General features: G+C 65.9%; 13 protein-coding genes. 3 read left to right on the top strand and 10 right to left on the bottom strand.

What is annotated here, in order from left to right:
- Positions 1-27: 27 nt before the first annotated feature.
- Entirely contained in the window at positions 28-1,110 is a 1,083-nt protein-coding gene (locus RH857_RS00660) for a quinone-dependent dihydroorotate dehydrogenase (protein WP_310536045.1), read from the bottom strand.
- A 63-nt stretch (positions 1,111-1,173) separates the two neighbouring features.
- On the opposite strand from RH857_RS00660, the gene RH857_RS00665 reads away from it, so the two are divergent.
- A complete protein-coding gene (locus RH857_RS00665) occupies positions 1,174-2,208 on the top strand; it encodes an alpha/beta hydrolase (RefSeq protein ID WP_310536046.1) in 1,035 nt (344 codons plus the stop codon).
- A 16-nt stretch (positions 2,209-2,224) separates the two neighbouring features.
- Here the strand turns inward: RH857_RS00665 and RH857_RS00670 are convergent, their stop codons facing one another.
- The 9 genes from RH857_RS00670 to hrcA form a co-directional block, all read right to left on the bottom strand.
- Positions 2,225-3,013, bottom strand: a complete 789-nt coding sequence (locus tag RH857_RS00670; protein WP_310536047.1) for an isoprenyl transferase — start codon at positions 3,011-3,013, stop codon at positions 2,225-2,227.
- A 46-nt stretch (positions 3,014-3,059) separates the two neighbouring features.
- Positions 3,060-3,806, bottom strand: coding sequence for a DNA repair protein RecO (gene recO, locus RH857_RS00675; RefSeq protein WP_310536048.1), 747 nt, complete (start codon positions 3,804-3,806; stop codon positions 3,060-3,062).
- A 16-nt stretch (positions 3,807-3,822) separates the two neighbouring features.
- Positions 3,823-5,559: a 2-isopropylmalate synthase gene (gene leuA / locus RH857_RS00680; RefSeq protein ID WP_310536049.1), complete on the bottom strand. Its 1,737-nt coding sequence runs from the start codon at positions 5,557-5,559 to the stop codon at positions 3,823-3,825.
- A 273-nt stretch (positions 5,560-5,832) separates the two neighbouring features.
- Complete coding sequence (gene era / locus RH857_RS00685) at positions 5,833-6,831, bottom strand: GTPase Era (protein ID WP_310536050.1); 999 nt, start codon at positions 6,829-6,831, stop codon at positions 5,833-5,835.
- 8 nt (positions 6,832-6,839) lie between these two features.
- Positions 6,840-7,337, bottom strand: a complete 498-nt coding sequence (gene ybeY / locus RH857_RS00690; protein WP_310536051.1) for an rRNA maturation RNase YbeY — start codon at positions 7,335-7,337, stop codon at positions 6,840-6,842.
- Complete coding sequence (locus tag RH857_RS00695; RefSeq protein WP_425573397.1) at positions 7,334-8,386, bottom strand: PhoH family protein; 1,053 nt, start codon at positions 8,384-8,386, stop codon at positions 7,334-7,336. The genes ybeY and RH857_RS00695 overlap by 4 nt, the downstream gene beginning before the upstream one ends.
- 33 nt (positions 8,387-8,419) lie before the next feature.
- A complete protein-coding gene (locus tag RH857_RS00700) occupies positions 8,420-9,199 on the bottom strand; it encodes a 16S rRNA (uracil(1498)-N(3))-methyltransferase (RefSeq protein ID WP_310536053.1) in 780 nt (259 codons plus the stop codon).
- Entirely contained in the window at positions 9,196-10,323 is a 1,128-nt protein-coding gene (gene dnaJ, locus RH857_RS00705; RefSeq protein ID WP_310536054.1) for a molecular chaperone DnaJ, read from the bottom strand. Before dnaJ ends, RH857_RS00700 begins: the two co-directional genes overlap by 4 nt.
- A 12-nt stretch (positions 10,324-10,335) precedes the next feature.
- On the bottom strand, positions 10,336-11,364 hold the full coding sequence (hrcA, locus tag RH857_RS00710; protein ID WP_310536055.1) for a heat-inducible transcriptional repressor HrcA: 1,029 nt from the start codon (positions 11,362-11,364) through the stop codon (positions 10,336-10,338).
- Positions 11,365-11,475: 111 nt separating this feature from the next.
- Between hrcA and RH857_RS00715 the strand changes: the two genes are divergently transcribed.
- Together RH857_RS00715 and RH857_RS00720 are read left to right on the top strand one after the other, a co-directional pair.
- Positions 11,476-12,351 carry a DUF3097 family protein gene (locus RH857_RS00715; RefSeq protein WP_310536056.1) on the top strand — a complete coding sequence of 292 codons (876 nt, stop codon included), beginning with the start codon at positions 11,476-11,478 and terminating at the stop codon, positions 12,349-12,351.
- Between the two features lie 129 nt (positions 12,352-12,480).
- Positions 12,481-12,873 carry a DUF4870 domain-containing protein gene (locus RH857_RS00720; protein WP_310536057.1) on the top strand — a complete coding sequence of 131 codons (393 nt, stop codon included), beginning with the start codon at positions 12,481-12,483 and terminating at the stop codon, positions 12,871-12,873.
- Positions 12,874-12,898: the final 25 nt, after the last annotated feature.

Genomic DNA, 12,898 nt, shown 5'->3' on the forward strand with positions numbered 1-12,898 from the left:
CCGCGGGCGGGGAAATCCTCTGCGGGATTACCGTCGTCTTGCCAGTCCCCTGTTGATGCGGCGGACCCAGAACGCGCCTTCGTAGATGAAGGACGTGTAGCCCTGGACCAGATCCGCTCCGTGGGCCAGCCGCTGAGCAACATCCTCGGGTCCCTGGACGCCCCCCACCGAGATGATGACGACGTCGTCCTTCAGCACCTTCCTCAGCCGCTTGAGCACCTCCAGCGAACGCGGGGCCAGGACCGGCCCGCTCAGGCCTCCAGCTCCAAGGGCGGAGACCTTCTCAGGTGCGGTGCGCAGGCCGTCTCGGGAGACGGTGGTATTGGTGGCGATGATGCCGTCCAGGGCCAGCTCCTGCACTAGCTGCGCCACCGCGTCGATGTCGGCGTCGGCCAGGTCCGGGGCAATCTTGACCAGCAGGGGCACGTGCCGCCCTGCGGCAGCGTCCGCCTCCTCCCCCACCGCTCGAAGCAGAGGGCGCAGCGCCTCAATGTCCTGCAGTTGGCGCAGCCCCGGGGTATTGGGCGAGGACACGTTGACCACCAGATAGTCGGCCACCGGAGCCAGCGTGCGTGTGGAGATGAGGTAATCCTCCACCGCGCCCTCGAGGGGAACGATCTTGGTCTTGCCGATGTTCACGCCCACCACTGGGACATGGCGTCCGGCGCGGCGCATTCGCTCCATTCGGGACCGGGTTCTCTCCAGGCGCTGCCGCACTGCAGTGGCGCCGTCGTTGTTGAAGCCCATGCGGTTGATGAGCGCACGATCCTGCACCAGCCGGAAGAGGCGGGGCTTGTCGTTGCCGGGCTGGGCCTGGCCGGTGACGGTTCCGATCTCGATGTGGCCGAAGCCGAGGCTGGCCAGGGGAAGCACCGAGTGCGCCCCCTTGTCGAAACCGGCAGCAAGTCCGAAAGGTGAGGGGAACGTCAACCCCAGCGCCTGGGTGCGCAGCCGGGGCGCGGGGCGAGTCAGCTTCTCCAGCACCCGCGTGACTCCTAGGCGCTGAGCAGTCTGCAGTCCGCTGACGACCAGTCCGTGAGCCTGCTCAGGATCCAGACGGGAGAGGACGGAGCGGAAGATGAGCTGGTAGACCGGCGCCGAGGATGACATGAGAATCATCCTATCTGGGATGCACTCAGCCGCCCCTCAGGAGCAGTTTCTAAACTCGATGGCATGCCGTCCATCACCGAGCTTCATGAGCTGTCCGAGGACCTGCTGGAGGATGCTCCTGCGAACCAGTGGGTTGAGGACTACCTGCCGGGCTGTTCCCGCCGCACCCTCCCCCTGGGTGAGGACTTTGAAGGCCCTGTGTCCGCGACCTTGGTGCGCTTGGAGTCCGAGGGGCCTTCCGGCAAGCCCCGTGAGGCACCGGGAGCTCCGGTGCTGCAGATCCACGGCTGGACGGACTACTTCTACAACCTGCCGATGGCCACCGAATGGGCCCGTGCAGGTCACCGCTTCTACGCCCTGGATCTGCGCAAGTATGGACGTAGCCTCCGTGAGGGGCAGTCTCCGGGACATATTGAAGATCTCGAGGAGTACGACCAGGAGATCACCGCGGCGCTGCGGGTACTGCGGCAGGAGAATCCGGAAGCGCCCGTCCCGATCATTCACGGTCACTCCACTGGCGGTCTCATCGCCGCGCTCTACGCCCACCGGCATCCGCGCGACGTCGGTGCTCTGGTGCTCAACAGCCCCTGGCTGGAGGTGCCCGGTGATGTACCGGCGCGCACAGCCGCGGAAGGGTTGGTGGCACCGGTGAAGGCACTGAATCCGAAGGCTACCCTGAAGGTGCCGCGTCTAGACAACTACTGGGAGTCCCTCTCCGACCAGGCGCACGGGGAGTGGACGCTGCATCCGCGCTGGCGACCTCGTCAGCCCTTCCCCATGACGGTGGGGTGGTTGAAGGCCGTCTTCGCAGGTCACCGCCAGGTCCACCGGGGCCTGGACCTGCCCATGCCTATTCTGGTCCTGCTCTCCTCAGGGACGGTCTACCGCCGCCACTGGACGCAGGAGTACCAGGAGAACGACGGCGTCCTGGACGTGGATCTGCTGGCGCGCCGAGCCGTCAAGCTGGGCCGCTGCGTCACCGTCCTGCGGGTCCCGCGGGCCATGCACGACGTCTTCGCCTCCGAGGAGACAGTCCGTATGGGAGCCTTTGCCGAGACGGTCCGCTGGCTGCGGGCCTACGGTCCCGACACGGAGTAGGCCGACGCGGCCGCACTCAGCCGCGACGAACCTTGTCCACCGCTCCCCCGTAGCGCCTGTCCCGCTGGGCGTAGATTTCGATGGCCTCCCACAGCGTCGTGCGGTCGACGTCGGGCCAGAGCGTATCGAGGAAGACCATTTCTGCGTAGGCAGACTGCCACAGCAGGAAGTTGCTGATGCGTTGCTCTCCGGAGCTGCGCAGGAAGAGATCCACGTCCGGCAGGTCCGGCTCATCCAGGTGAGCGGCGACGGTGGACTCGCGGATATGTTTGGGACTGAGCTCTCCGCGGGCGACCTTTTCCGCAATCTGCTTCACGGCATCGGTGATCTCAGCGCGGCCCCCGTAATTCACGCACATCGTCAGCGTGGCCCGAGTATTGTGACGGGTCAGCTCCTCAGCGGCTTCGAGCTCCTTGATCACCGATCGCCACAGTTTGGGGCGCCGCCCGTTCCAGCGAATGCGCACGCCCCAGGAGTTCAGAACGTCCCGCTGCCGTCGCAGTACGTCCCGGGAATAGCTCATGATGAACCGGACCTCCTCCGGGGAGCGCTTCCAGTTCTCGGTGGAGAATCCGTAGACGCTGACGTGCCTGATCCCGGACTCGATGGCGCCTGCCATCACTTCCATCAGAGAGTGCTCTCCGGCACGGTGTCCTTCGGTGCGGGGCAGTCCGCGCTGGTTGGCCCACCGGCCGTTGCCGTCCATCACCACAGCTACATGGGCTGGAATGAGCTCCGGGGGAAGGTTCGGGGCCGTGGCGCCGCCCGCGTGCGGCCAGGGATCGTCATAGTTCTGAGGCGTCATCGTGCCTATTGTCTCAGGAGGCGGTGCTGATGCGGTGCCTTCCCGGTCAATGACGCGTGCCCAGGGAGGTCAGACGCCGGTCCAGATGGTGCTGGGCGTAGCTAGTGACCACGCCCGTCGCCTCGTGCCGGATATCCGGATGGATGTCGACGGTGTGCCCCCACTGTCCCTGCTGTAGGGCGTGCAGGAACCGGGCGGTCCCGTCGGGAATGGTCCGGGTCCCCGGGGGACGGCATGCCTCGCAGACCGGTCCCCCTGCTGCGGCGTGGAAGCCGGTGTGGGCGCCGGGTTGCCCGCATGCCGCACACGCCGACCAGGTGACCGCCCAGCCCGCCGCCGCCAGCGCGCGCAGAAGGTAGGAGTTCAGCACCAGATCTGGCGCATGAACTCCCCGTGCCAGCGCAGAGTAGGCGCCGTGGAGCAGATCAAACTGCTTGCTGTCGGAGTCGCCCGACGCTTCGGTGAGGCGCTCAGCCGCCTCAGCCATGGTGTGTGCCGCGGTGTACTTCTCATAATCCGCCGCGATGGCCGTGCCGTAGGATCCCCTGCCCTGGGCCTGGGTGATGATCTCCAGGCTGCGGCCGTGGACGAACTGCACATCGGCCACCATGAAGGGCTCCAGGGTGGCACCGAACTTCGACTGCGTGCGGCGGACACCCTTGGCCACGCCCCGCACCAGGCCGTTGAAGGCGGTCAGTGCGGTGATGATCCGGTCCGCCTCGCCCAGCTTCTGGGTGCGCAGCACTATCGCGAGGTCGCGCCAGCTGCGCGAGGCGAACGTGGATCCGGTCATGCCCTAAGAGTAGTCCTCAGGCGTCGCGAATAGCGCGGTTCACGCCAGAGATCACGGCCTTGAGGCTCGCAAGGGTCGTATTGGTGTCGATGCCCACGCCCCACAGGACCCGCTCTCCAATGGCCAGTTCGACGAAGGAGGCTGCCGCAGCGTCCCCGGAGGCACTGAGGGTGTGCTCGCTGTAGTCGAGCAGGCGGACGTCCACGCCGTCGGCCTGCAGAAGGTGGAGCAGTGCGGAGATGGGGCCGTTGCCCCTGGCTTCCTTGGTGGCCAGCTGGCCTGCGGTGTAGAGCTCGGCCTCCATGGAGAACTCCCCCTCGGGAGTTGACGCGGTGGTCACCGTGCCCAGCCGGTAGTGACCCCACTGCCGTGCATCCTCGTCCACGGGCAGGTACTCGTCCTGGAACATCTGCCAGATCTCTGCGGGGGTGACTTCTCCCCCGCCGGTGTCGGCGCGGCGCTGAATGACCCCGGAGAACTCCACCTGAGCCCGCCGCGGCAGGTCCAGTCCGTGCTCGGTTTTGAGCACGTAGGCCACGCCGCCCTTGCCCGACTGGGAGTTGACGCGGATCACCGCTTCGTAGCTGCGCCCGATGTCCTTCGGATCGATCGGCAGATAGGGCACGGCCCACGTGAGCTCATCGCGGTTTTTCCCCTCAGCCTCTGCCCGGGCGTCCATGTGGGCGAAGCCCTTGTTGATGGCGTCCTGATGGGATCCGGAGAATGCGGTGAAGACCAGGTCGCCCGCCCAGGGTGAGCGCTCCGGGACGGGCATCTGGTTGCAGTATTCGGCCGTGCGGCGGATCTCGTCCATGTCGGAGAAGTCAATCTGCGGATCGATGCCCTGGCTGAAGAGGTTCATGCCCAGGGTCACGAGGTCGACGTTGCCGGTCCGCTCCCCGTTGCCGAAGAGACATCCCTCGATGCGGTCGGCACCGGCCATGTATCCCAGCTCCGCTGCGGCGACTCCGGTGCCCCGGTCGTTATGCGGGTGCAGAGACAGAATGATGGAGTCCCGGTTGGCAATGTTCCGGTGGAACCACTCGATGGAGTCGGCATAGACGTTGGGCGTGGCCATCTCCACGGTGGCCGGGAGGTTCACGATGACCTTCTTCTCCGGCGTCGCCCCAAAGATCTCCACGACCTCATTGGAGATGTGGGCGGCGAAGTCCAGTTCGGTTCCGGTGAAGGACTCCGGGGAGTACTGGTAGACGATCTCGGTGTTGTGCCTCAGGTTCTCCTCGAACTTCTTGCACAGGCGCGCGCCGGTGGTGGCGATATCGACGATGCCGTCCTTGTCCTGCTTGAAGACGACCTCTCGCTGCAGCACCGAGGTGGAGTTGTACAGGTGCACGATGGCCCGGGGGGCGCCGTCGATCGCCTCGAAGGTGCGCTCGATCAGGTGCTCGCGAGCCTGGGTCAGCACCTGGATGTAGACGTCGTCGGGAATCTTGTTCTGCTCGATGAGCTGGCGGACAAAGTCGAAGTCCGTCTGCGAGGCCGCCGGGAATCCGACCTCGATCTCCTTGTAGCCCATCTTGACCAGCAGATCGAACATCCGGTGCTTGCGGTCCGGGCTCATGGGATCGATGAGCGCCTGGTTGCCGTCGCGCAGGTCCACCGCGCACCAGCGTGGGGCTTCCGTGATGACCTTGTCCGGCCAGGTCCTCTCCGGGAGGGAGACGGTGATCTGGTCCTGGAAGGGGGTGTACCGCTGGTACGGCATCGCTGAGGGTTTCTGGAGCTGACGCATAGGAACTTCCTTAGTGCTTCATAGAGTGAGCAATCGAGACTGCGGTCGAGCTGGCGACTGTGAAAAGTGCCGGTGACTCCGCAGCGGGGATTCGACCTGGAAGTTTGCCCGCGGTGACCTACACGCGCACAAGCTCTTCCCCGCTGCGGCGGAGAAGCTCTAGTAGTAGCGCGGTGTGGTGAATGCTCTGCACATCACAGAACCTAGCACGCCCCACGACGCCGAGAAACCCCTCCTGAAGCTCGTCCAGGATGTGGACTGGCGAGGTCCAGCTCAGAACCCGAGTCGGTTGAGCTTCTTCGCGTCGCGCTGCCACTCCTTGGTGACCTTCACGTGCAGGTCGAGATAGACGGGTGTGCCCAGCAACTTCACGATCCCCTCCCGGGCCTGGGCGCCGATTGCTTTGAGCCGGGACCCGCCCTTGCCGATGATGATGCCCTTCTGCGAGTCGCGCTCCACGTGGATGGTCGCGTGAATGTCCAACAGCGGCTTATCCGCAGGCCGGTCTTCGCGGGGATTCATCTCCTCGACGGTCACGGCGATGGAATGCGGAAGCTCGTCGCGGACGTCCTCCAGGGCCGCTTCGCGCACCAGTTCCGCCACCATGACGACTTCCGGCTCATCGGTGAGCTCACCCGTGGGGTAGAGCGGCGGGGACTTCGGCATCATGGCGATGAGCTTATCGGCGACGACGTCGACCTGCTCCCCCTTGACCGCCGAGACCGGGATGATCGCGGTGAAACCCTCGGCCTGCTTCTTCTCGCCGGCCAGGTGCTCTCGCCCCAGCTGGTCCACCGCGATCAGCTGCTCAGCAAGCTGGTCCTTCGGGATCTTATCCACCTTGGTCACCAGGGCCACCACTGGCTTGTGGGAGACCTTGGTCAGCTGGCCTGCAATGAACCGGTCTCCTGGACCGACTTTCTCGTCAGCCGGAATGCAGAATCCGACGACGTCGACCTCGCTGAGGGTGTCGACGACCAGATCGTTCAGCCGGCTGCCCAACAGGGTGCGCGGCCGGTGAAGTCCGGGGGTGTCCACCAGCACCAGCTGGGCTCCGGGCCGCTCCGGGGTCTGGGGCCGGTGCACGATCCCGCGGATCGTATGGCGGGTGGTCTGGGGCTTCGAGGAGGTGATCGCCACCTTCTCGCCCACGAGTGCGTTGGTCAGCGTGGACTTTCCGGCATTCGGCCGCCCCACGAAGCTGGCGAAGCCAGCACGGAAGTTCTCGTCGTACTCGGGGAACTCGCTCAGGACGGGGTCAGGCTCGGTCATCGGCACACTCACTCTGCGGGGTCGGTTTCGGTGGGGACAGGGGCTTCCCGCCCCAGGAACTCTTCCAGCAAAGCCTTTTGCAGTCCGAACATCTCTGTGCGCTCTGCGGGCTCATGGTGGTCGTGGCCTAGCAGATGCAGCATGCCGTGGGTGGTCAGCAGGCAGAGCTCGTCGCTAAGGGAGTGCCCGGCAGTCTCCGCCTGACTCTGAGCGACGGCGGGACAGAGCACAATATCGCCGAGAGTTCCCTCTGCGACAGGCTGCTCGGGACTGCCGGGACGCAGCTCGTCCATGGGAAAGCTCATCACATCCGTGGGACCGGGTAGATCCATCCACTCCAGGTGCAGGCGCTCCATCTCCTCCTCGTCCACCAGGGTCACCGACAGCTCCACTGCACTCCCCAGTCCCAGCCGGGCGTAGAGGAACGCCGTGAGATCGGTAAGCTCCGCCAGATGGGCGGCGGTGATGAGAGGACTCCCGGACTCGTCGTCGAGCGTTACGGTCATGTGCGAGAGCCCCCGTCGGCCTCGCGTCCGCGACGGGACCGGTTGACCCGTGTACGGTCCCCCCGGGCCTGCTCACCCCGGGCCTGGTAGGACTCATAGGCGTCCACGATGCGTCCGACCAGGGCGTGCCGGACCACGTCGTCACTGGTCAGGCGGCAGATGCTGATGTCCTCCACGCCCTCGAGAATGTCCAGCACGGTGCGCAGGCCGGAGTCGGTGCCGCGAGGCAGATCAACCTGCGTAATGTCTCCGGTGACCACGATCTTGGAGTTGAAGCCCAGTCGGGTGAGGAACATCTTCATCTGCTCGGCGGTGGTGTTCTGCGCCTCGTCAAGAATGATGAAGGAGTCGTTGAGGGTGCGGCCGCGCATATACGCCAGCGGCGCCACTTCGATGGTGCCGGATTCCATGAGCCGCGGGATCGACTCCGGCTCGATCATGTCGTGCAGCGCATCGTAGAGAGGGCGCAGGTAGGGATCGATCTTGTCGTTGAGCGAACCGGGAAGGAACCCCAGCTTTTCACCGGCCTCCACGGCCGGGCGAGTGAGGATGATCCGGTTGATCTCCTTGGCCTGCAGCGCCTGCACCGCCTTGGCCATCGCCAGGTACGTCTTGCCGGTGCCGGCGGGACCGATCCCGAAGACCACGGTGGACTCGTCGATGGTGTCCACGTACCTCTGCTGGTTGGAGGTCTTAGGGCGGATGGTCCGGCCCCGGTGGGAGAGGATGTTGGTGGAGACCATGCGCGCGCTGGTCTTGGCATCGGCCGCGCGGACCATGGTGGCGATCTGTTCGACGATCTCCTCGGTGGCCGTGGTACCCGAGGCGCCCAGCGTCTTCAGCTGCGTGAGGACTTCCACGATCTGGGAGACCTCCGAAGCGGGGCCGGCGACGGTGATGAGCTTCTCCCTCAGCCCGACGCTGGTGTCCGGGTAGAGGCCGGCCAGAATGCGCAGCGCCAGGTCCTGCACGCCGAGCGTGCGGAACATGGTCTCCGAATCGGCGAAATGGACGGTCTGCTCGGCGGTCGCCGTGGGAACCTCGGTAATGAGAACCTCGCTAGTGGTCGGTGGTGGTGGTGCTTAGTTTACGCCCGAATCCCAACGTCCCAACAGCAGCTGCGCGGTGGCCAGGGCCGCGGGACCCGCGGTGGAGGAGCGCAGTACGTTCGGTCCCAGCCGGGCGGAGGAAGCACCCGCTTCCCTTAGCAGGCCAAGCTCACGTTCGCTGATGCCGCCTTCGGGCCCGACCACCAGGTGCAGCTCATGGATCCCTTCCTGCGCGGCGGCCTGCTCCACGGCTTTGCGGAAGCTGGTTGTCTCGACCTCATGCAGCGTGATGACTACGACCCGGGAATCTTCCCGCACGGCAGCCGCGTACTGCGCGGTGGTGTGCAGGGACCTGACGTCCGGAATCGACGTCCGGCGGGTCTGTTTGGCGGCGGTGACGGCGATGTTGACCCATTCGGCGTGCTTCTTCGCCTCCCGCCCCTGCTTCCAACGTGCCACGGAGCGCTCTGCCTGCCAGGGAATCACGGCGTGGACCCCGAGCTCCGTGGCGGACTCCACCGCCTGCAGGTCGCGCCGGTCCTTGGCCAGAGCCTGTACGAGCACCAGCCGGGGCAGGGGCTCTGACTCATCATGAACTTCGCGGACCTCCACGGTGAGGGCCCCGGACCCGGTTTCCACCACGACGCCGGCAACTCGTCGGGTCCGGGTGTCCGAGAGCAGGACCTGCTCCCCCACCCCCAGACGCATGACGGTCGCCGCATGGTGGCCCTCAGCTCCATCGAGCACCACGGTCTGTCCCACTGCAGCCTCCTGCAGGGCATCGGGGGTGAGATGGAACAGGGGCGCGGTCACAGGGAGTCCCAGGCCTCACGCAGCTTCGCGAATACCCCGCGATGCTCGGTGGTGGATTCGCCGAGCTCCTCGCCGCGCTCCTCGGCCAGCATCCGCAGCAGCTCACGCTGCTTGTCGGTGAGCTTCGTGGGCGTCTCCACCTTCAGGTGAATCTTCAGATCGCCCCGGCCCGAGCCGCGCAGGTGCGATACGCCCTTGCCGCGCAGAGTCAGGACCTGGCCGGACTGCGTGCCCGGCTTGACCTCGACCTCCTCCTCGCCGTCGAAGGTCTCCAGCGTCACGGTGGTGCCCAGGGCCGCGGCAGTCATCGGCACGGTCACGGTCGCATGCAGGTCATTGCCTCGCCGCGTGAAGACCTCGTGGGGTCGGATGTCGACCTCAACAAAGAGATCGCCCGCAGGCCCTCCGGCCAACCCGGCCTCGCCCTCGCCAGCCAGATGGATGCGGTTACCCTTATCCACCCCGGCAGGGATCTTGATCTTCAGGCTCTTGCGCTCACGCACCCGGCCCTGCCCGTCGCACTCCTGGCACGGGTCCTCAATGATGTTGCCGAAGCCAGCGCATCGGGCGCACGTCTGAGTCTGAATGACGGTGCCGAGGATGGAGCGCATGGGCCGCTGGATCTGTCCCTGCCCGTGACAGTCGGGGCAGGTGGTCGGCGTCGTGCCCGGGCGCATGCAGGAGCCGTTGCACTCACTGCAGGTCACAGCAGTCTCGACCTCGATCTCCTTGGTGGTCCCGAAGACCGCATCGCGCAGGTCGATGCGCACACGGATCAAAGAGTCCTGGCCCCGCCGGGTGCGCGAGGCAGGACCGCCGGATCCTCCTCCCCCGAAGAAGGTCTCGAAGATGTCGCTGAACCCGCCGAATCCGCCACCTCCTGCACCGCCGAATCCGCCGGCCGGCCGTCCGTTGGGGTCGCCCGTGGTGTCGTAGTTCCGGCGCTTCTCCGGATCGGAGAGGACCTCGTAGGCGGTGCCCAGGAGTTTGAACTGCTCTTCGGCGTCCTCTCCAGGGTTCACATCGGGATGGAGCTTGCGGGCCTTCTTGCGGTAGGCCTTCTTGATCTCCTCGGCCGATGCGTCGCGGCTGACGCCGAGCGCCTCGTAGTAGTCAGAGCTCATGCGTGTTGGTTCTCACCCTTCAGAGAGTATGCGGGACAGGTATCGGGCCATGGCACGGACCGCGGACATGGTGGAGCCGTAGTCCATGCGCGTGGGGCCGACGACGCCGAGCTTGGCGCCCTCACCCCCGGGGCCGGTCGTGACGTACTCCGCGGCAACCACAGAGGTCTCGGCCAGGGAGTCGTGGGAGGTCTCCCGACCAATGGCCACGGAGAGCCCCCGCTGATCCTGCTGCATCTCGTGCAGCAGCCGCAGCAGCACGACCTGCTCCTCGAGCGCTTCCAGGATGGGTCCGATGGCCGGTCCCAGGTCACCGCCCGACTTGGCGAGGTTAGCAGTCCCGGCCATGATGATGCGATCCACTCGCCCCGCCTCAAGAATGGCCTCTACGGCGTTGGCGATGACCGCCATGGGCGGCTGCAGCGCCGGCTCCACGGAGCCGATCAGTTCATCCAGGGGCAGCGGGGTGGCTGATGCAGACCGGTGGTAGAGCTGCTCGGAGAGCCGCTGGCCGATGCGGTGCAGGGAATCCTCGTCGATGTCATCCGACAGCGTGACCATGCGCTGCTCCACCCTGCCGGAGGAGAGGATCACGATGGTCAGGGCCTTGTGCGGGCTCATCTGCACCACGTCCACGTGACGGATCTTGGCCGTGGACTGCTGAGGGTGCTGGATCACCGCGACCTGGTTGGTGAGCATAGCCAGCAGGCGCACGGTCTGCTCCAGCATGGACTCATAGTCGTCGGCGGCCTCGACCAGGGCATCCATGGCTTTGCGCTCAGCCTTTGAGAGCGGTCGAACCTCGGTGATCCGGTCCACGAACAGGCGATACCCCTGATCCGTGGGGATGCGCCCCGCGGAGGTGTGGGGCGCCATGATCAGTCCCTCCTCTTCCAGATGGGCCATATCATTGCGGATCGTGGCCGGCGAGACCTCCAAGTGATGGCGCTCCACAAGGGCCTTGGAGCCCACGGGCTCGCGGGTGTGGACATAGTCCTCCACAATGGCGCGCAGCACATGGAGCCTGCGGGTATCCGACACGTCACACCTCCGAGCTGAGTCATTAGCACTCGCGTTCTTTGACTGCTAATTCTACAAGCTTGTGCGTTGCTGCCCAGCATCCGCCACCCGCGGTTGCTAGGCTCCGAGCCTGTGACACCGAACTTCACCGACTACTCCTCCTGGGGCGCCCAGGACCTGAGTGAGAGACGACGACGCCAGTTCCGCCAGGTGCCCTCCGTGGCAGCTGAGCACGGCACGGTGGTGGAGGAGGCTGACTCCGGCTGGGTCGGAGCAGTGATCGGAGTCGAGAAGGCCGGCGGCGTACAGGTGGTTCGCCTGGAGGACCGGCGCGGCAAGGTCCGGGCGTTTCCGCTCGGCCACGGATTTCTCATTGACGGCGAGCCCGTGGAGCTGGCGCCCCCTGCACCACAGCCCACGACGGCGGCCGGCCCGACGCGCACCGCCTCAGGCTCCTTCGCGGTGGCCACTGCACGTGCCCGCACCGCGCGCGCCTCCCGCATCTGGGTTGAGGGGACCCACGACGCGGAGCTGGTGGAGAAAGTGTGGGGCTATGACCTGCGCGTGGAGGGTATCGTCGTCGAACCTCTCCACGGAGCTGATGACCTCGTGGCGGCGATCGAAGCGTTCCAGCCCGGCCCCCAGCGGCGCATCGGGGTGCTGCTGGACCACCTGGTCAGCGGCTCCAAGGAAACGCGCATCGCGGAGGCCGCGATGTCCCTGCCGGGAGCCCGCGGCAACGTCCTGGTGCTGGGGCATCCCTATGTAGATGTCTGGCAGGCCGTCAAACCCCAGCTGCTGGGACTGAAGCAGTGGCCCACCATTCCCCGCGGCACCGACATCAAGGTAGGGACACTGCGAGCCCTCGGGTGGCCGGCGCGGAACCAGCGTGACATCGCCCATGGGTGGAAGCAGATTCTTGGTCGGGTCCGAAGCTACGCCGACCTCGAGCCCAGCCTCTTGGGCCGGGTCGAGGAACTGATCGATTTCGTCACTGTCGAGTCCTGACGGGCCCTCATGCGCCGGCAGAAGGCTGCCAACACACCCTCTCTCACCAGTCTTCTTTCAGCCACCGCCCGTAGAATTAGTGACACTTCTGCACTGTCCCGCACGTCGTGAAGAAAGGCCCGATTGACTGTGTCCTCCCCGCTGAAAGGCTCAGGCCCCACCAAGGGCTCGGGTCCCAAAGCTCCTGCGCTGACCCCGGCCGAAGACCGCCGATGGGCCACACTGGCGCACTTCGGCGGTGTCGCCGGCTGCCTGCCGGCGCTGGTCATCTGGCTCGTCTTCCGCGACCGCGGTCCCTTCACCGAGCAGGAGTCCAAGGAGGCGCTGAACTTCGCGCTCCCGCTGACTGTGGTGATGGTGGTCTTCTACGGTATGGCCTTCATCCCCGGCATCGACTGGATCGGCAGCATCGCTGCTGTGCTGACCTGGGCCTATATGGCCCTTTCTGGACTCATCGGCGGTATCGAGTGCAATAAGGGCCGCCCCTACCGCTACGTGCTGAACCTGCGCCTGATCCGCTGATTACCTGCGGCGCCACAAAGCCCTG

This window comes from Nesterenkonia flava (genome assembly GCF_031432335.1).
GTDB lineage: Bacteria > Actinomycetota > Actinomycetes > Actinomycetales > Micrococcaceae > Nesterenkonia > Nesterenkonia flava.

Coding starts and splice junctions, on each gene's coding strand:
- recO (WP_310536048.1), bottom strand. CDS start 3,806: ATGACCGGATCCACGTTCGCCTCGCGCAGCTGGCGCGACCTCGCGATA.
- dnaJ (WP_310536054.1), bottom strand. CDS start 10,323: ATGAGCTCTGACTACTACGAGGCGCTCGGCGTCAGCCGCGACGCATCG.
- RH857_RS00670 (WP_310536047.1), bottom strand. CDS start 3,013: ATGACGCCTCAGAACTATGACGATCCCTGGCCGCACGCGGGCGGCGCC.
- leuA (WP_310536049.1), bottom strand. CDS start 5,559: ATGCGTCAGCTCCAGAAACCCTCAGCGATGCCGTACCAGCGGTACACC.
- era (WP_310536050.1), bottom strand. CDS start 6,831: ATGACCGAGCCTGACCCCGTCCTGAGCGAGTTCCCCGAGTACGACGAG.
- ybeY (WP_310536051.1), bottom strand. CDS start 7,337: ATGACCGTAACGCTCGACGACGAGTCCGGGAGTCCTCTCATCACCGCC.
- RH857_RS00665 (WP_310536046.1), top strand. CDS start 1,174: ATGCCGTCCATCACCGAGCTTCATGAGCTGTCCGAGGACCTGCTGGAG.
- RH857_RS00660 (WP_310536045.1), bottom strand. CDS start 1,110: ATGTCATCCTCGGCGCCGGTCTACCAGCTCATCTTCCGCTCCGTCCTC.